Origin of the sequence: Bacterioplanoides sp. (assembly GCF_965226395.1) — a bacterium.
Classification (GTDB): domain Bacteria; phylum Pseudomonadota; class Gammaproteobacteria; order Pseudomonadales; family Oceanobacteraceae; genus Bacterioplanoides.
The window spans coordinates 3331375-3350188 of record NZ_OZ245358.1; the positions used below are offsets into that span (position 1 = coordinate 3331375).

Genomic DNA, 18814 nt, shown 5'->3' on the forward strand with positions numbered 1-18814 from the left:
AAGGTGCAGCTAATGGAGTTGTAGCGATAAAGATCAAATATTTACAAAATAAAAAATGTTAACTTTGTCATATCTCGGGGTGATGAATAGCTCTGTTATAAATTAAGAACCCTCCAATATTCTGACTTCGGTCATTTTTTACTGAAATTTAACCTTATAACACTTCTAGTGGATTCGTCTTATCTTAGCCATTCCAGCTTTTATCAACTGGCAGAATTGTAAAAACGGACTAACGTAATACGGAAGTAAAAGGAGTGGTTATGAATTTTCTGAAAGATGCCAGTGTTAAGCATAAGTTGCTGATTTTACTGGTTTTACCCTTGCTTGCTGTGTTGTTTTTGCAGAGTTCAGTGCTGAAAGGGCAGATGAACGATCTGGAGTCGATGGAGCATATTACTCAGCTTGCTGAATTAGCAGTGGTAAACAGTGCGCTGGCCCATGAGATGCAAAAAGAGCGCGGTATGTCGGCCGGTTATCTGGGTAGCGGTGGCAAGAAGTTTGTTGATGCCTTGCCAAAACAACGACAGCTAACGGATCAACGTTTGTCAGAATGGAAAAGCTGGCTAACTAACAATGACTACCGTTTATACCCCAGCGTTTATAAAGAAATTCAGGATGTTGAATCTGGTATTCAACAACTCACCGGCTTCCGCCAACGTATCAGCGCGCTGCAAATTGAATTACCTAAGGTATTGGCATTTTATACCGGCAATATTGGCCATTTATTAAGTGTGCCAGCCTATGCCACCGACTATACCGACGACGGCAAAATTTCCCGTGAATTACAGGCGTATTATAATTTTTTGCAGGGTAAAGAGCGCTCTGGTATTGAACGGGCGGTATTGAGTAATACTTTCGCTAAAGATCAGTTTGCCCCCGGTTTATATGCCCGATTTATTGATCTGGTTTCCGGTCAGAATAATTATTTCTCGAATTACCAGCTATTTGCCAATCAAGAAGAGTTACAGCATTTCAGGGAGTTTAAGCAAAGTGCCGAAGAGAAGCGGGTTCAGGAATTCCGCGCTATAGCCAATAAAAAATCGATCACCGGCGGGTTTAACGTCGATCCGGCGAAATGGTTTGCCGCGTCGACGGCACGTATCAATAAACTCAAAGCACTGGAAGACGACTTCAAAAAGAGCATGATACTGCACGCTAAAGAAGCCACTGAAGCAGTAAAGACACAAATCTGGTCTTCTTTAATAACCGCTGCTTTGATAATTACGTTAACACTGGCAATCGCTTATTGGTTATCGATGTTGCTGTATCGCCAGATTCAGAGCTTGTCGGACACCATGCATAAAGCAGGCAGAGAGTTTCGCTTAAACAGTCGCAGCTCGGTATTGATGAATGACGAGCTGGGTGAATCGGCAAAAGCCCTGAATGAGATGCTGGAAAACATCTCCGAGCTGGTACGGCAGATGGAGGCTACCTCAAAAGAAGTGGAACTGATCTCCATTCAGAACCATTGTACGGTTTCTCTTAGTGCCAAAGGTATGCAGAATCAGCAGGCTGAATCAGAGCAGGTTGTGGTAGGCGTGCATCAGCTGGAACAGGCGACCCGGGAAATTGCGTCCAATATTCAGACAGTGGCCAGCCAATCCGATCAGGCCAACCAGATTGCACTGCAAAGCACTCAGGTAGTGGAGCGCAGTGTGTCGCGCATCGCCAACCTGAGTGATCATATGGCCGATGTTTCTTCTACCATCCGTGAGCTGCATAACAGCAGCAGTACCATTGGTGGTGTTCTGAATGTCATTAAATCCATTGCTGAGCAAACCAATTTGCTGGCTTTAAATGCTGCAATTGAAGCGGCTCGTGCCGGAGAGCAGGGGCGTGGCTTTGCAGTTGTGGCGGATGAAGTACGAACACTGGCGCAGCGTACTCAGGAATCTACCTCTGAGATTGAGAGCATTATTGGTAAATTTCAGCAGGAATCCGAAGCAGCATTTTCGGCGGTGGAGCAGTCACAATCGGCGGTGGAAGAAAGTGTTTCAACCGCCGGTGAGCTGGATCAGGCACTCGCCGTGATTCGCAATGCAATTGGTGATATCCAGAATTTATCCGATCAGGTTGCCTCGGCGGCCGAAGAGCAGGTTGCCACCAATAAAGAGCTCGGTGATTCCATGCGTCAGATCCATAATATTGCCGAGCATACGGTGCAAACCTCAGAGTTTATGCGCAAAACCTCAAAGCAACAGCGAGAGCTGTCGCAGAAAATGAATCAGCAGGCGGATCGCTTTATTATTGATGAGCAACCGGCCTCCTGATAAATCACGATTAACGAGCTGACAGCAGCTGGCCGATAAACTCAGCCACGTCTTGCAGCTCGTCTTCACTCACTTCATGCTGAAGTGGGTATTCTTTCCAGACCGGGCTGAAATTATTCTCCCTTAACCACTCTAAAGCTTCCTGACCCAACATTTTCGGCACTACGGTATCGTGTGAACCGTGACCAATAAACATCGGCAACTGCGCATTGCAGGGTTTTATCTTCAGTGGCTCTGCCAGATAGGTGGATAAACAAATGGCTCCGGCCAGGCGTTGCGGAAAACCACACGTAGCCTGGTAAGCAATCGCGCCGCCCTGAGAAAAACCAGCAATCAGAATACGCTCAGCACTAATTCCCTGTTCAACCTGTTGCTGAATCAGAGAGTGTATAGCGCTGATAGCAGCCTGATACTGATGGTTGTTGATTGTGCGTCGTGGTGACGCTGAAAAAATATCGTACCAGGCAGGCATCATCATGCCACCGTTAATGGTGACGGCCAGAGAGGGCGCTTGCGGATACAACATTTTCAGGCCAAGTTGCTGGCTGTGCTGGCGAATAAAGCCGGTAATCGGCGCAAAATCATACGCACTCGCCCCCAGACCGTGCAGCCAGATAATGCAGCTGTCAGCGTTAACATCTGGCTCATGAATTAAAACCTGTAACGATTCAAAGGTTGACGCTGTTTCACTTATCGTCTCACTCATGGGGATACACTCATACCGGTATATTTAGCTGACTAAAAAACCGAGTATACCAAATCTGCGCAGCGATTTTTTTGAGGCTTAACCCCCCAGCATGGAGCGCGTGGCATAGGCCACCGCGATGCCAAGATAATTACCAATCACATAACCCAGAATCGCCGCCGCAAAACCGGGAATGATAATTTCACGATTTTTTAATGCGCCGGCAATCACCGGGATAAAAGGAACCGACATAATGGCAGCCGATGAAGTAATCAGAAACGTATCGGTATCAATATCCATCAGTTTGCAGATCATTGCCTGTAGCACTAATGATCCCAGCAGAATAAAACCAATATAGGCAAACAGATCGAGATTCAGGTTGGTCAGAATGCTGGTGTCGGTCATGGTGCCCATGGTGAAACAAAACACCAGAATCAGATACATGCCCAGTTGAAAGCTGTTAGCTAGCTGGCGGATATAGGGAATAAACGAGGTGCCAAGACCAAGGCTGGTAATGGCAATAATAGTCACTGCTGACGACATGGATGGCGGGAACAATGCTGAGATGCCAACCGCGCCACCCACACAACCGGCTGAGATTAATAATACCTGTAAGGTTTGAGGCAGGGTTTTAATCTGGGTCAGCACTTTATAGCTGTTGGCGGTTTCATCGGCTAAGTGTGAGAAATGGTTTTGACCTTTATCTGATGATTGTTGTGTTTCGCTGGCTTGAAAAGAACGTAAAAACAGGCTGAATAAGGGTTTGGCCAGTGTCATCACAAAAATCAGGTACAGTGCGGAGAGCAAAATATCGTAGCTGGTCATGGTAATAAAAACAGACTGATCTGCTTTGATGGCGGTCTTAATCGCCGCCATATTGGGGCCGCCGCCGGTATAAGCACCAACCGACATACCAGCAATTTGCCAGATATGATTGAGCTGCCCATGAAATAACCAAGCACCAATAAAGCTGATTAACATTACGGATATTAAAGCAACCGCCATGCTTTTCATGGTATCGCCCGCCATGGTTAATGAATGGCGGACATCAATGGAAAAAACCAGCATAGGTAACGCCAACGCAATCGCAATTTCGGAAATATTGGTTTGCAGGTTGGTAAGTGATTGAGGGTCAATCCAGACAGAAAAATCCAGCGAAGCACTGAGCAATATCCCGAAACCAAACGATAAAACCACCACGCCGATTTTATCCAGTAGAGGAAATCGCTGACAAAGAAATACCAGCAGAGCAGGAATGGATAGATACATAATTGCTGCAACAATAACAGACACGGTGATATTCCTTTTTATTGTACTTTTTGAGACGGTTTAATATTGGATATAAGTTGAGCGCTTGTTTCTGGCAAAGATGCAGCTTCTGGTAGGTAGTCAGTCGGATACTGGAACACCGGCCAACGGTGTTTAATCTGACCATCGTCTAACAGTAATAAATCGCCAAACTGCAGGAAAACCGCTTCACTCTGGTGTGGTCGGAAAAATAAAAAGTCATCGCGCTGAATCAGGCTGTTAGCGGGTACCTCATAAAATTCCTGGTTACTGGAATGACCAAATAAACTGGATTGGTAACAGCCGGGTGGATAACAAGGCTGAGCCAGCCAGTTGCCACCATAAATAAAGACACCTTGTTTCGGCGCTTTGCCAAAAAATTGCAGAGCACGTGTCAGTCTGGGTGCTAACGGGATTTCCGGAGCGCTGACGTCTTTTAATACCGGTGCGGCAATAAAGCAGGCCGGAGTGTGGTGTGTCAGCGTAAAGGCATCAAAATCCGTTGGTTTCACCAGGGCAGAAGCGCTGGCAATCTCATTAATAACGGGCGATGTGTTTTTGTCGTATTTTGTTTGCTTATCGTACAGCGGATAGGTCGAGCTACCTGCGCCATTCAGGCAGAGGTGTTGCAGCCTGGCTTCACCAAAAACGGCTTTAACCTGATCCAGTCGTTGCTGATAACAATACATCGCATGACGAAAGGCTTTTTCAGAACCACCGAGAAACGCCGGCATTTTGGTGATGTGTGCTTCATAGCCCATCAGACCACTGAATGTTAAATGATCGCTGTTTTGCAGTAATAACAGCGCTTGTTTAAATGCCTCTGGGTCAGAAAAACCACCGCGGTTGAGCCCGACATTAATTTCCAGGTTAATCTGTAAACGTAATCCATGGCGCTGAGCAAAGTCCTGATATTCCTGCAAACGCTCGAATGAGTCGACCAACCATTGCAGTTGTTGGCGATCATCGAAGCTACTGAGGGTATTTTGCTTCCAATGATAAAAAGCCTGAACCGCGCTGATTGGCATCGGCTTGCCCAGTAAAATATCCGCCTCAGGAATCTGCTGAATTAAGCCAATCAGAAAGGGTAAATGAAAACTCATCAGACGATTGCTGCCGGTGCGGCGCATGATGTAACGAATCAGAGGAATAGACGGCAGCGACTTGGCGACAATGCGATAATGGTATCCCTGATTAATGATTTGCAGCAGGTGGTCGATATTCTGATCCAGCCGCTGTTTATCAATAATCAGCGATGGATAATGAATGCCTGCCTGCTTGAGGCTGCTATTCAGTGCCTGAAAATAGAGTTCATTCATTGAGTTATACTTTTTATTTTGTACTTTTGTACCATAACGGTTGTTGGCCGTTGATGGCAAGTCAATGAAGCGTTGATGAATCGAATACTATGATCGCCACCAGTGGCAAGGTAAACTAGCGCCATGTTTATAACGATGAGGAACAGGCATTGAGTTCTGTTGACCCGCAGAGGCGGGTGTTATCCGGAATGCGACCAACCGGTCGTCTCCATCTAGGCCATTATCATGGTGTTCTGAAAAACTGGGTAAAGTTGCAACACGAGTACGATTGTTTCTTCTTTGCCGCAGACTGGCACGCACTCAGCAGCCGTTACGAAAGCAGCAATGACATTGCCGGTCATTCTCTGGATATGATCATTGATTGGCTGGCGGCGGGCGTTAACCCGGGCACAACCACCTTATTTGTGCAGAGCCGTATTCCTGAACTGGCTGAGCTGCACCTGCTGTTGTCGATGATCACGCCCCAGGCCTGGCTGGAGCGGGTGCCGAGTTATAAAGACCTGAAAGAAAAACTGCGCGACAGTGAAAACAGCACGCTGGGTTTTCTCGCTTATCCGTTATTACAAAGTGCTGATATGTTGGCGTTTCGTGCCGGGCAAGTACCCGTGGGCGCCGATCAGGTGGCCCATATTGAACTGGCGCGCGAAGTGTCTCGCCGGTTTAATCATTTGTATGGCCGTGAAGCCGGATTTGAAGCCAACGCCGAACTGGCGATCAAAAAGCTGGGCAAAAAAGTATCAGGTTTATATTCCCAGTTGCGCAGCACCTATCTGAGCCATGGTGATGGTGAAGCATTAGCGACCGCTCAGGCACTGGTCAAAGAACAGAATAATTTAACCCTGGCGGACCGTGAGCGACTGTTGGGTTATCTCGAAGGCACGGGCAAAACCATCCTGCCTGAACCGCTGGAAATGTTATCCGATGTCTCTCGTTTGCCGGGGCTGGATGGGCAGAAGATGTCGAAATCTCACGACAACCTGATTCCATTGCGGGCTGAGCCAGACGAGATTGAGAAAAAAGTCCGTACCATGCCTACCGATCCGGCGCGTATTCGCCTGACCGATGCCGGTGATCCGGATAAATGCCCGGTCTGGCAGTTCCACCTGACGTACTCGGATGATGCGACTCAGGAGCGGGTACAACAACAGTGTCGCAGTGCTGGCTGGGGTTGTCTGGAATGCAAACAGCCTATTATTGATGCGGTGATTACCGAGCAACAACCGATTCGCGAGCGCGCTCAGCAATACGAAAGCAATCGTGATCTGGTGCGTAGTATTATGGCTGAAGGCACCGATAAGGCCCGGGAAGAAGTGCGCGACACGCTGGAAATTGTGCGTGAAGCCATGGGCCTGGACTATTTGTAGAGGAATTAATATCAGATTATGAGCGACCAGAGCGTAACAGAGGCGGATTCGTCGGAGTCAAGCGAAGTGACTGCTGACAGCCAAGCAGGCACTCAAAAACGAGGCCAGCAGGAAATGCCGTTTGCTCTGGTGCAGGGCGAGCCCATGACTCAGCTGCCGCTCGATCTGTATATTCCGCCGGATGCGTTAGAAGTTATTCTGGAGCAGTTCGAAGGGCCGCTGGATTTATTGCTGTATCTGATTCGCAAACAAAACCTCGATATTCTTGAAATCAACGTCGCGGATATTGTTGAGCAATATCTGGAATACATCGACATGATGAAAGCCATGCAGCTGGAAGTCGCCGGAGAATACCTGGTGATGGCCGCGATGCTGGCCGAAATCAAAAGCCGCATGTTATTACCGCGCAATAACGAAAACGGTGATGAGGAAGAAGAAGATCCGCGAGCGGAACTGATTCGTCGCTTGCAGGAATACGAACGCTTTAAAACGGCGGCGGAAAACCTGGATGAGTTACCGCGTCTGGAGCGCGATACCTGGCTGCCGGAAGTGGATGCACCGGAGCGGATTCAGGAGCGTATTCACCCGGAAGTGGAAATGAAAGAAATCATGCTGGCGTTTGCTGCGGTATTACGCCGAGCTGAGCGTTTTGAACATCATGAAATTCAGCGCGAGCAATTATCGACCCGGGAGCGGATGACGGATGTGCTGGAGCGTTTAAAAGGCGGCAGCTTTACCACTTTTCGCTCTCTGTTTGAGCCAAAAGAAGGTAAACTGGGCGTTGTTGTTACGTTTCTGGCGATTCTGGAGCTGGTGAAAGAATCCCTGATTGATATCGTGCAGCAGGATACGTTTGGCACCATTCATGTAAAAACCCGGGAAGCCATCAGTCCACACCGCCAGATCCGGGATGAAGCAGACGACGCAGCCGGTTAATTGACTCTTTAATTGCTTAGTTGATTGTTTGCTTGGTAGACCATCGTTTGCCAACCGTTAAATAAGACCGTCGTGAGACACTCTTTATGGACGCTTTGTTATGAGCAGGCCCGCATTAAAAAATATTCTTGAAGCTGCGTTGATGGCTGCCGGTGGGCCGCTGTCGCTGGAACGTATGCAGACCTTGTTTGATCATCACGAACAACCCAAAAGCACCGAGCTGAAACAAGCTCTGACGGACATCAAACACGACCTGTTAGGCCGTGGTATTGAATTGATCGAAGTCGCCAGTGGCTATCGTTTACAAGTGCGTAGCGAAGTAGCTCCCTGGGTTGGCCGCTTGTGGGATGAACGCCCACAACGCTATTCTCGCGCCTTGCTGGAAACACTGGCGCTGATTGCTTATCGCCAACCCATTACCCGGGGCGATATTGAAGATGTGCGTGGTGTGGTGGTGAGCTCACAAATGATGAAAACCCTGATCGAACGCGACTGGGTGCGTATTGTGGGGTATCGCGATGTGCCGGGCCGTCCGGCAATGTATGCCACGACTAAAGAATTCCTCGATTATTTTGGTTTAAAAAGCCTGGAAGACTTGCCAAGCTTGATGGAAATCCGCGAGCTGGAAGACACCAATCGTAAGCTGGAATTTGGTGATGATGCTGAAGCCCGCAAAGAAACACCAAAAGAATACGACTTTGCGTCGGATGAGGATGTTGAAGAGCGTGGTGCCAGTGTGCTGGATGCTACCGAAGAAGATCTGGCAAAAGCGGCGGCGCTGGTTGAACGTGTTGAAGCCAATGTATTTGCCCGCCCGGACGATGAGGATGAAGCAGCCTCTGAAAAACCACGTGATATTGGTGAGTTACTGGAGCGCTTGGAAAACGTCGAAAAAGATCGGGATTTATCCGATTTGGTTGCTCAGCAAGAAGATTTGATGGCGCAGCAGGAAGCTGCGATGTCAGAGTCAGTAGCTGACATGGATGCTGCTACAGTGAGTAGTGACTCTGAAGAGAACAGCGCTACGCAAGAGAGCAGCGCAGCCGAAGCGAATATGGAGCAGGCTATTGCTTCTGAAACTAGCGCTCCGGAAACCCCTCTATCAGAAGCCGCAGCCGACACGCCGAAGACGCTGGAAGATGCTCAGCGTGCACGTTTATTAGCCGAGCAGCAGGCTATTAAAGATCGCATTATGCAGGAAATTGCCGCAGAGCAGGCGGCCGCCAGTGCCGGTGCAGAGTCTGAGGTGCTTGAGCCTGAAATGGTCGAGTCTGAGATAGTTGAACCTGAAGTAGTCGAGTCTGACGATTATGCTGATAGTAGGGATGCAGCAGAAGAACAGGCCGAGCGCGAATTGCTTGAAGAGCTGCAACTGGAGCAAGAGCGGCTTGAGCAGGAAAAAGCCGAACAGGAACAGCTTGAGCGAGAGCAGCTTGAGCAAGAACAACAGCGCTTAGAATCCGAAGCGGAAGAGTTATTGATTCAGCAGGAAATTGAAGCTGAAAAAGCCCTGTTAGCTGAAGAGCAGGCGGCAGAAGAGGTAGCTGAACAGCAAGCTCAGGAAAACGAACAAAGCGATGATGACTCAGACTCGTCATCGCCGTCTGGCCCTAGTCTATTTGGATAAGAGCTGACAACCGAATTCAGAAGAAGAGATGTTATGAGAGAACGAGTACAAAAATTATTAGCCCTGGCGGGTGTTGCCTCACGTCGTGAAGCCGAGCGTTTAATTGCCGAAGGTCGGGTTACCGTAAACGGCGATAAGGTGAAATTGGGCGACCGTGCACACCGTTTAGATGATGTGCGTGTTAATGGCCGTCCGGTTAAGCTCGAAGAAGCGGGTCGTACCCGTCGGGTGCTGGCTTATAACAAACCCGTGGGTGAAGTGTGCTCACGCAATGATCCGGATGGTCGTCCAACCGTATTTGATCATTTACCGAAAACCAAAAACGAGCGCTGGATCAATGTTGGCCGTCTGGATATTAATACCAGCGGTTTGTTGTTGTTTACCACTGATGGCGATTTGGCCAATAAATTAATGCATCCGTCTTCAGAAGTGGATCGCGAATACGCCGTGCGTGTGCGTGGTGACGTAGACGAAGCCATGATTGAGCGGCTGAAAGAAGGCGTGATGCTGGAAGATGGCCCGGCACGCTTTACCGATGTGCAGTTCTTTGATGGTGAAGGCGCCAACAAGTGGTACCACGTGGTGGTGATGGAAGGCCGTAACCGTGAAGTACGTCGTTTATGGGAAAGCCAGGGTGTGGAAGTCAGCCGCTTAAAACGCGTGCGTTATGGCTGTATTTTTATGCCGGCGAATATTCCGGTTGGCACCTGGGTAGAGTTAAAACAGCGCGAAGTAAATGACCTTGCCGATCTGGTTGGTCTGGAGCGCAAACGCACCAAGCGCTTAATTGGTAAAGAAAAAGAGCAGTTTGTGCGTCAGCAAAAACGCCAGAAGGTGCGTCAATCGGCAGAAAAGCGCAAACCGAAATAAAAGGCGATTGTATATGCCTGAAATCAATATTAGATTTCAGGCTGTATCAAAACAAGGATGGTTTTATGAAGTATTTATTAGTTATTGCTGTTGTTGCTGGTTCTTTATATCAGCTTTATCTCCCTAAATTGACTGATGAGTCAGTAAGGCGGTTTATGGATGATATGCAGATAGCTGAACAGATGAAAGACTATTCTCGCGTAGAAGAGATGTTCACTGATACTGTTAAGGTATCGATACGACGCGGCAATGCGGATTCTGTAAAAACAACGAATATTTCTAGCTCACAGCTGGTTGCTGTGATGAAAAAGCTACATCAGCCTGAATATGAATATGTTTCTGATTTGAAAATAAAAGATATTCAGATTCTTAGTGATAAAGCAATTGTCGCTACTGATGAAACACTATGGATGACAGTTGAGGGGAGTCGCTTCAAAAAACGTACGCAAGGGTTGCTAACTCTTATCGTTGAAGGCTTTGATATTAAAATAACTGAGGTGAAGGATTACGCTCATTAATTGTTGTGACTACTGAAAATTTAATTCCCTCAATAGCAGCTCAATTGAGCTGCTTTTTTACATCTCAACGGTCACATTTTTAACCGGTATTTTCTGCAATATCATGGCGCAGGCAATTCCACTTAACACGCCGAAAATATTACTCTCCCAGGAAATGTAGGCATTAATCGGTAATAACCCAAATACCAATCCACCCCAGCCCAATAAGGTAATCAGTGAGATTGCCAGGTGTTTGACCTGACGGGTACGAATGCCGCTGACCAATAAAAAGCCAAACAGCGCATAAACTAAACCGTTAAGGCCCATATGTGGGATACCCCGGGCAAACAGCCAGACACCAAGGCCGGTAGCAAGCGTGCTGCTCAGCAGTACGGTCAGGTAGGTTTTTTTACCGTATTGCATTGCCAGAAAAGACAGAATCGTAAACGGAATAATATTCGAGGCGAAGTGCCAGGTGTCCTTGTGTAGCACTGGCGCCGTTATGATCAACGGCAGGCGGGTTATTTCACGGGGAATCAAAGCCAGTACATTAAGGCCGCGCAATGTCAGCAGGTTAATCAGCTCGATTACTGCCAGTGCGGCAGCAATCATTAAAACAAAGCGAAACTGCTGACCAAACATCCTTTTTACAGCAGAAATTTTATAGGGTGTCATGCGCTCTGATCGTTCCTTGTCGTGTGTTTCTTGCGACTGAATTCCTGACGGCTAGCAATTAATCGGCTTTATGCTCACGCGCTAAATAGTCGTGAGACTGCATTTCTAACATACGGGACGTGGTGCGCTGGAATTCAAATTCCAATTTACCGGTGCCGTAAATTTCGTGAATCGGCGCATCGGCAGACATAATCACTTTAACGCCACGATCGTAGAATTCATCAATCAGGTTGATATAACGGCGTGCGAGATCGTCGTTTTTGGTGCCCATTACCGGCACGTTAGAAATCAGAATAGCGTGGAACAGTTTGCCCAGTTCGATGTAATCATTTTGTGAGCGTGGGCCATCACATAAGCCTTCAAATTCAAACCAGGCCACGTCATCACAGATTGCTTTAGCTGGAATATTACGTCCCAGAATTTCGACATTCACGTTGTTTTCAACGTGTTTAGCGTCTGGCACTAAGCTATCGAAGCTTTTTTTCAGGCTGGCTTCTGCGGTTTCATCCAGCGGATAGTGGTACAGCTCGGCTTGCTCCAGTGTCCGTAAGCGGTAATCCACGCCACTATCGACGTTAACCACTTCGGTGTATTTATTCAGCAGTTTAATTGCCGGAATAAAACGATCACGTTGTAAGCCGTCTTTGTATAAACCGTCTGGAACGATGTTAGAGGTGGAGACCAGCGTGACGCCACGGGCGAATAATTCCTGCATCAGGCCGCCAAGAATCATGGCATCACCGATGTCAGAGACAAAAAACTCATCGAAACAGATCACAACGGCTTCTTCAGCAATCTGATCGGCAACGGTTTCCAGTGGGTTTTTCGCGCCGGTCAGTTTGGTTAAATCACCATGAACGCGCTGCATAAAGCGGTGGAAGTGAGTGCGCATTTTACGTTCAAATGGCAGTGCATCGTAAAAGGTATCCACCAGATAGGTTTTACCACGGCCAACGCCACCCCAAAAGTACAGACCTTTAATGGGTTCTTTCTGCTTCTTTTTGCTGAACAGCTTCGACATAAAGCCTTTGCTTTTATTGGCTTCATAATCGGCGACCAAATCATCGTACAGGCGCTGCAGATGCTTAACGGCCATTTCCTGCGCTGCATCGTAAGAGAAGTCATCACGTTTTAAGTCTTCTTGATAGAGTTCCCAGGGGGTAGACACAGCACACTCCAGATATCAGTGGTTGATTGGATCAATACAACAAAATGGGGGCGCAATTTACCTTAAAATGGCGCCTATTTGTAGAGGGAGGATGTTTACAGCAGGGCTTCAATGTCGTGTTTCAAAGACTTCTGGAGGTCGGTTAAGCGCCCATGAAAGAAATGCCCGCCGTCGGAAAACACGTGCCAGTGAGGTTGGGGAACGACCCGGGCAACCCAGTCATCGACTTCGTCAAAAGGCACCACTTCATCGGCATCACCCATATAAACGTGGGTTTCAAACTCATAAGGCAGGGTGTTTGGTGCATCAAAGTGGTGTACCGCTGGTGCGACAAGAAATAAACCCGCCAGCCATTCCGGTTGTTCGCCAGCAGCCAGGCAAGCCATGCCAGCACCAAACGAGAAGCCGCCGAGAAAGATTTTCTGCCAGCCTAACTCTTCTCTGGCGTAGCGTAATGCTGTTAATACATCCTCGACTTCGCCGCGGCCATGGTCATGCTCACCTTCGCTTGAGCCAACACCCCGAAAGTTAAAGCGCAGAGTCGACAATCCAAGTCGTGCAGCCGTGCGGGTGGCTGTTGTCACCACTTTGTTATCCATGGTGCCATCAAACAGAGGGTGTGGATGGCACATCAGAAAACCAACCGGTGTTTGTTGATCTAGCAATCGGGCTTCCAGTGTTCCGGCGGTTCCCGGCAGGGTGATGGGCTGTTCTGCTGGCATAATTCTCTCGTTTTATCAGGTGTCAGCTGGATATGCTGACATAGGCGGCACTGTAGCGACCTGTCGGCCCAGTCTCAATAGGAGTCTCAATAGTATTTTAAATATCTATATAACTATATTTGAATTTAATGCTTGTGATGATTATGATGCGTTACTAACTAAGGAGGAGAAACACCATGAGCAAAATTCAGCATATTAGTTTGCAACAGTTGGCATCGAACCCGGAGGCGCTGGTGATTGATGTGCGCACGGCCGCCGAGGTGCAGTCGTTGGGCTATGCCGGAAGTACACACCTGCCATTGCAGGCCTTAACAAAAGAACAGGTGTGTGCTGCCTGCGACCAGCACGATGGCGCTGTCTATGTATTGTGCGGTTCGGGCAAGCGTGCCGCGATGGCGGCAGAACAAATCACCGACTGGCTGGACCACTCCATCTATGTGATTGAAGGTGGCATTCAGGCCATGGAGCAAGCGGGCATGGCATTGGTACGTGGAGATTCCAATATCATCAGCTTGGAGCGCCAGGTGCGTATTGCGGCAGGGCTGTTGGTGGTTACCGGGGTGGTGCTGGGCGCAACGGTTTCGCCCTATGGGTATGGTTTGTCGGCATTTGTTGGCGCTGGACTGATGTTTGCCGGAATAACGGACTCCTGTGCCATGGGTATGGTGTTGGCGCGTATGCCGTGGAATAAAAGCTGACAGGCTCTCATATCTTTATAGCAAAATGTTATTGAAAGTACCTTCTTATATATCATGCCTCTTGGTATAGTCCGGCCCATCTAAATTAGGCTAACAGTAAATCTGACTTTCATCCCTCGGGATGTCTGGAAAGTAGAAGAGCAACCATGACTGACTATAACCTGACGCATTTAAAGCAGTTGGAAGCGGAGAGTATTCATATTATCCGTGAAGTAGCTGCTGAATTTGATAATCCGGTAATGCTGTATTCTGTGGGTAAAGACTCCGCGGTAATGCTGCACCTGGCACGTAAAGCTTTTTATCCGGGTAAACCACCATTTCCTCTGATGCACGTTGATACCACGTGGAAGTTTAAGGAAATGATTGAGTTCCGCGACAAAATGGCTGAAGAAATTGGTATGGAACTGCTGGTTCATACCAATCCTGAAGGTTTAGCGGCGGGTGTTGGCCCGTTCACGCACGGTTCTTCCAAGCACACCGATATTATGAAAACCCAGGCGCTAAAGCAGGCGTTAGATAAGTGGGGTTTTGATGCTGCGTTTGGTGGTGCACGTCGTGATGAAGAAAAATCCCGTGCCAAAGAGCGTGTGTACTCTTTCCGTGATGAAAACCACCGTTGGGACCCGAAAAACCAGCGTCCTGAACTGTGGAATATCTACAACGGCAAAGTAAACAAAGGTGAATCCATTCGTGTATTCCCTCTGTCTAACTGGACGGAACTCGATATCTGGCAGTACATCTATCTGGAAAACATTGATATTCCGGGTCTGTATCTGGCAGAAGAACGTCCTGTGGTTGAGCGTGATGGCATGCTGATCATGGTTGACGACGAGCGTATGCCGTTAGAAGAAGGCGAAGTGCCTGAGAATAAGATGGTGCGTTTCCGTACTCTGGGTTGTTATCCATTAACCGGTGCAGTGGAATCCACAGCCAACACCTTGCCTGAAATTATTCAGGAAATGTTGCTGACCACTACGTCGGAACGTCAGGGCCGTGCAATTGACCACGACTCGTCGGCGTCTATGGAGAAGAAAAAACAAGAGGGGTACTTCTGATGTCACACCAATCTAACCTGATTGCAGAAGATATCCTGGGTTATCTGAAGCAACACGAAAACAAAGAACTGCTGCGTTTCCTGACCTGCGGTAACGTTGATGACGGTAAATCCACACTGATTGGCCGTTTGTTATACGATTCCAAGATGATCTTTGAAGATCAGCTGGCTGCGATTGAAAATGATTCTGCCAAGTCCGGTACTCAGGGTGACCAGATCGATCTGGCATTGCTGGTAGATGGTCTGGCGGCTGAGCGTGAGCAGGGTATTACCATTGACGTGGCTTACCGTTATTTCTCTACCGAGAAGCGTAAGTTCATCATCGCTGACACCCCAGGGCACGAGCAGTACACCCGTAACATGGCGACAGGTGCCTCGACCTGTGATCTGGCGATCATCCTGATTGATGCCCGTTACGGCGTTCAGACTCAGACCAAGCGTCACTCGTACATTGCCTCTCTGCTGGGTATTAAGCACGTTGTGGTTGCGGTGAACAAAATGGATCTGCTGGATTTCTCCGAAGAGCGCTTCGAAGAGATCAAAGCCGATTACCTGAAGTTTGCTGAAAACCTGAACCTGAGCGACATCAAGTGTGTGCCTATTTCTGCCCTCGACGGTGACAACATTGTTAATCGTACCGAGCGTTCTAACTGGTACACCGATAAAACGCTGATGGAAATTCTGGAAACTGCTGAGATTTCGGCCGATAAAAACGTCGATAACTTCCGCTTCCCGGTTCAGTACGTTAACCGTCCAAACCTGGACTTCCGTGGTTTCTGCGGCACTGTCGCTTCGGGTGTTGTGCGTAAAGGCGACAGCGTGATGGCGCTGCCTTCACGTAAAACCAGCACGGTTGCGTCGATAGTGACCTATGAAGGTGAGCACGAAGAAGCCTTTATCGATCAGGCCGTTACTATCACGCTGGAAGACGAAATCGACGTTTCCCGCGGTGATATGCTGGTTAACATCGACGACGTACCGGTTGTAACCAGCAAGATCAATGCAGACATCGTATGGATGGCAGAAGATGCGCTAGTACCGGGTAAGGCGTACGACATTAAGTTTGCGTCACAAATGTCGCAGGGTGCGGTTTCTAAAGTTCACCACCGTGTGGATGTGAACACCATGGAACAGCACGATGCTGAGCAGATTAACCTGAACGAAATTGGCCTGTGTGAAGTCACTTTAACCAAGCCGGTTGCGTTTGATGCTTACCAGAAGAACCGTGCTACCGGTGCTTTTATCGTCATTGATCGCTTAACCAACGTGACCGTTGGTGCAGGTATGATCGTTGGTGAAGCGCAGGATGGCGAAGGTGATGCCAGCCCATTAACGGCAGAAGAAAAAGCCGCACGTTTTGGCCAGAAGCCAGCCGTTGTTGCTATTAATGCGGTTGATGCTGAAAAAGTTGCACTGCAACTGGATCGTCGCCTGTTTGAAATGGGTCGTGTATCCGCCATTGCAACCGCCGAAAATGCTGAGCTGCTGAAAGCGGCTGGCCTGGTGGCTCTGGTTGCTGGTGGTGCAGACGGTGCAGACGTTAGCCTGGCAGCGGATCAAGACTCGCTGGATAGCTTGATTGCTGATCTGCAGGAGAAAGGAATTATTTAATTCCTGGCTTCTTGCTGTTAAGCAATAGCGATTAAAAGAAACCCTGCTCTGGTAACAGAGTGGGGTTTTTTATTGCTCGTTAATGGCGACGATCTGATATAAAAGAAACTACTTGTTTGACGGACACTTTTTAAGGAACTGTTTTTAAGGAGTTGTTTTTGACTGAGATACTGCTTGGCATTATAGCCTTGATCACTTCCACTATTGCCGGTGTGGTTGGCTTTGGCGGTGGCATGCTGCTGATCGCTATTATGCCGGTATTTTTGCCTGCCAGTATCATTATTCCGGTGCATGGGCTGACGCAGCTCGCCAGTAACGCCTCACGTATGGTGTTCTCTCTGAGTTACGTTCGCTGGGAGTTTTTACCCCGCTTTTTAGTGGGTTCAGTGCTCGGTATGGTACTGGTTGGTTATGTGTTATTTAACCTGCCGATGGATTATGTGCCTGCCGCCATTGGTTTGTATTTATTACTGAATTTATGGAGTAAACCGTTTTCGCGATTTATCAGTCGCTTTGAAAACTATTACCTGATTGGTTTTTTACAAACCGGGCTTGGCTTGGTAGTGGGGGCTACCGGGCCGTTGTCATTATCCGTGTTAACCAAGCAGCTGAATTCTAAAGACGAAATTATCGCCACCAGTTCATTGTTTATGAGTATCAGCCATCTGGCAAAAATTCCGGTTTATGGTGCGCTGGCGTTTAATATGCTGGATGAAATCGGGCTGTTAACCTTTATGATTGTCGGCTCAGTGCTGGGTTCTTTTCTTGGCACCAAGCTTCGGCTTAAAGCCAATAATCAGCAACTGATAACAATCATTAAGGGGCTGTTAACACTTCTGGCCGTTAAAATGATTATTATGGTGTTGTTCAATTAATCGATTATTCACGATAAACAATAAGGGAAGTACAAAAAATGATCACAAGACAAGCGATAAAAATAACGACGCTGACAAGCTTGCTGGCGTTAGCAGGGTGCAGTGGAACCATGCCTAAACTGGGTGTTGAGGCTGGCCAGCTTGAACCATGCCCGGATAAACCTAACTGCGTTAGTAGCCAGGCAAAGGACAATGATCATTTTATTGATCCTATTAGGGTATCCGCCACTCAGGCTGAGGCGAAAAAGCGTTTATTAGCCGTTCTGGAAAAAACCGACAATGCCGAAGTCGTTGAAGTCACCGAGAGTTATGTTCGCGCTGCATTTACTTCGAACTTAATGCGCTTTGTTGATGACGTGGAGTTTTATTTTCCGGCTGAACAATCAGCGGAGGTGCTGATTCATGTTCGCTCAGCTTCAAGATTGGGTCACTCGGATTTTGGTGTGAATCGTGACCGGGTTGAGATGATTCGCGAACAGCTTAAAAATTAAGAGCTGTTTAATACTATCAGCGATGATCAATAAACCAGTATTTCTCCCAGAAGGTCATCACTTTCTCCGGGTACTTAGTGCGGCCCAGGCTGCCGTTGTAGCGTGCTAAGGCCCGGGTCCAATCCCCTTTTTCACGTTTTAAATAGTGCTTGAGAATGGTACAGCCATAACGCAGGTTGGTGCGGGTATCCATAAGATTGTCGTCGGCGCGACCAATTTCTTTTTTCCAGAACGGCATAATCTGCATATAGCCCCGCGCACCCACAACCGAAATGGCAAAACGCTGGAAACCACTTTCCACATGAATCAGCGCCATCACTAATTCTGGTGATAAATCGGCACGCGTGGCTTCCTGATGCACCATGCGCAAAAAATCCAGCCGCTTTTTATCGTCTTTCATATAACGCTTTAAGCGGGTAGACATATCAACCAGCCATACCTGAGCGGCAAACTGATCTTCAAAAGAGGTGGCGTCGTTTACGGCATTCAGCAGGGCACTGCGCAGCTCGTTATCAATGGCCGGTTTCTCACCGGATTGCGCGAAAGATGGTGCGCTTATAAAGAGCAGGGCAAAAAAAAGCACTGATAAAACCGAAATGGCTGACACTGGTTTTACAGGAACAGCATTGTATATGGTGGGTTTCATCAGTGCTTCTCTTTATCGC

18 protein-coding genes are annotated in these 18814 nt (G+C 48.0%); 11 read left to right on the forward strand and 7 right to left on the reverse strand.

All coding sequences use genetic code 11. The annotated features are described in order from the left end of the window. The first annotated feature begins 260 nt into the window (after positions 1-260). The gene (locus tag ACO05E_RS15210) at positions 261-2270 is read left to right on the forward strand and encodes a methyl-accepting chemotaxis protein (RefSeq protein ID WP_419810346.1); all 2010 of its coding nucleotides are present in this window, start codon (positions 261-263) and stop codon (positions 2268-2270) included. Between the two features lie 10 nt (positions 2271-2280). Here the strand turns inward: ACO05E_RS15210 and ACO05E_RS15215 are convergent, their stop codons facing one another. The 3 genes from ACO05E_RS15215 to ACO05E_RS15225 form a co-directional block, all read right to left on the reverse strand. After that, positions 2281-2976, reverse strand: a complete 696-nt coding sequence (locus ACO05E_RS15215; protein ID WP_419810347.1) for an alpha/beta hydrolase — start codon at positions 2974-2976, stop codon at positions 2281-2283. Between the two features lie 78 nt (positions 2977-3054). Beyond that, positions 3055-4248: a DUF819 family protein gene (locus tag ACO05E_RS15220; protein ID WP_419810348.1), complete on the reverse strand. Its 1194-nt coding sequence runs from the start codon at positions 4246-4248 to the stop codon at positions 3055-3057. A gap of 14 nt (positions 4249-4262) precedes the next feature. Next, positions 4263-5561 carry an alanine racemase gene (locus ACO05E_RS15225; RefSeq protein WP_419810349.1) on the reverse strand — a complete coding sequence of 433 codons (1299 nt, stop codon included), beginning with the start codon at positions 5559-5561 and terminating at the stop codon, positions 4263-4265. 149 nt (positions 5562-5710) lie between these two features. On the opposite strand from ACO05E_RS15225, the gene ACO05E_RS15230 reads away from it, so the two are divergent. From ACO05E_RS15230 to ACO05E_RS15250, 5 genes are all read left to right on the forward strand, one after another. Beyond that, positions 5711-6925 carry a tryptophan--tRNA ligase gene (locus ACO05E_RS15230; protein ID WP_419810350.1) on the forward strand — a complete coding sequence of 405 codons (1215 nt, stop codon included), beginning with the start codon at positions 5711-5713 and terminating at the stop codon, positions 6923-6925. 18 nt (positions 6926-6943) lie between these two features. Beyond that, on the forward strand, positions 6944-7861 hold the full coding sequence (locus tag ACO05E_RS15235) for a segregation and condensation protein A (protein ID WP_419810351.1): 918 nt from the start codon (positions 6944-6946) through the stop codon (positions 7859-7861). A gap of 100 nt (positions 7862-7961) precedes the next feature. Continuing rightward, on the forward strand, positions 7962-9488 hold the full coding sequence (gene scpB, locus ACO05E_RS15240; protein ID WP_419810352.1) for an SMC-Scp complex subunit ScpB: 1527 nt from the start codon (positions 7962-7964) through the stop codon (positions 9486-9488). 33 nt (positions 9489-9521) lie between these two features. Then, a complete protein-coding gene (gene rluB, locus ACO05E_RS15245; RefSeq protein WP_419810353.1) occupies positions 9522-10358 on the forward strand; it encodes a 23S rRNA pseudouridine(2605) synthase RluB in 837 nt (278 codons plus the stop codon). A 65-nt stretch (positions 10359-10423) separates the two neighbouring features. Continuing rightward, positions 10424-10876 (forward strand): hypothetical protein, encoded by a 453-nt coding sequence (locus ACO05E_RS15250; protein ID WP_419810354.1) that lies wholly within the window; start codon positions 10424-10426, stop codon positions 10874-10876. Positions 10877-10933: 57 nt separating this feature from the next. On the opposite strand, the gene ACO05E_RS15255 is transcribed toward ACO05E_RS15250, so the two are convergent. From ACO05E_RS15255 to ACO05E_RS15265, 3 genes are all read right to left on the reverse strand, one after another. Then, a complete protein-coding gene (locus ACO05E_RS15255) occupies positions 10934-11530 on the reverse strand; it encodes a rhomboid family intramembrane serine protease (RefSeq protein ID WP_419810355.1) in 597 nt (198 codons plus the stop codon). Positions 11531-11588: 58 nt separating this feature from the next. After that, positions 11589-12698, reverse strand: coding sequence for a cell division protein ZapE (zapE, locus tag ACO05E_RS15260; protein WP_419810356.1), 1110 nt, complete (start codon positions 12696-12698; stop codon positions 11589-11591). Between the two features lie 95 nt (positions 12699-12793). After that, on the reverse strand, positions 12794-13420 hold the full coding sequence (locus ACO05E_RS15265) for an alpha/beta hydrolase (protein WP_419810357.1): 627 nt from the start codon (positions 13418-13420) through the stop codon (positions 12794-12796). A 176-nt stretch (positions 13421-13596) separates the two neighbouring features. Between ACO05E_RS15265 and ACO05E_RS15270 the strand changes: the two genes are divergently transcribed. From ACO05E_RS15270 to ACO05E_RS15290, 5 genes are all read left to right on the forward strand, one after another. Next, positions 13597-14118, forward strand: coding sequence for a rhodanese-like domain-containing protein (locus ACO05E_RS15270; RefSeq protein ID WP_419810358.1), 522 nt, complete (start codon positions 13597-13599; stop codon positions 14116-14118). 146 nt (positions 14119-14264) lie between these two features. After that, complete coding sequence (gene cysD / locus ACO05E_RS15275) at positions 14265-15173, forward strand: sulfate adenylyltransferase subunit CysD (protein ID WP_419810359.1); 909 nt, start codon at positions 14265-14267, stop codon at positions 15171-15173. Next, positions 15173-16783: a sulfate adenylyltransferase subunit CysN gene (cysN, locus tag ACO05E_RS15280; protein ID WP_419810360.1), complete on the forward strand. Its 1611-nt coding sequence runs from the start codon at positions 15173-15175 to the stop codon at positions 16781-16783. The genes cysD and cysN overlap by 1 nt, the downstream gene beginning before the upstream one ends. 158 nt (positions 16784-16941) lie before the next feature. Continuing rightward, positions 16942-17658: a sulfite exporter TauE/SafE family protein gene (locus tag ACO05E_RS15285; RefSeq protein WP_419810361.1), complete on the forward strand. Its 717-nt coding sequence runs from the start codon at positions 16942-16944 to the stop codon at positions 17656-17658. A 110-nt stretch (positions 17659-17768) separates the two neighbouring features. Continuing rightward, positions 17769-18149: a DUF1499 domain-containing protein gene (locus ACO05E_RS15290; RefSeq protein ID WP_419810362.1), complete on the forward strand. Its 381-nt coding sequence runs from the start codon at positions 17769-17771 to the stop codon at positions 18147-18149. Positions 18150-18165: 16 nt separating this feature from the next. Here ACO05E_RS15290 and ACO05E_RS15295 read toward each other — a convergent pair whose 3' ends face one another. Next, the gene (locus ACO05E_RS15295; RefSeq protein ID WP_419810363.1) at positions 18166-18795 is read right to left on the reverse strand and encodes a lytic transglycosylase domain-containing protein; all 630 of its coding nucleotides are present in this window, start codon (positions 18793-18795) and stop codon (positions 18166-18168) included. Positions 18796-18814: the final 19 nt, after the last annotated feature.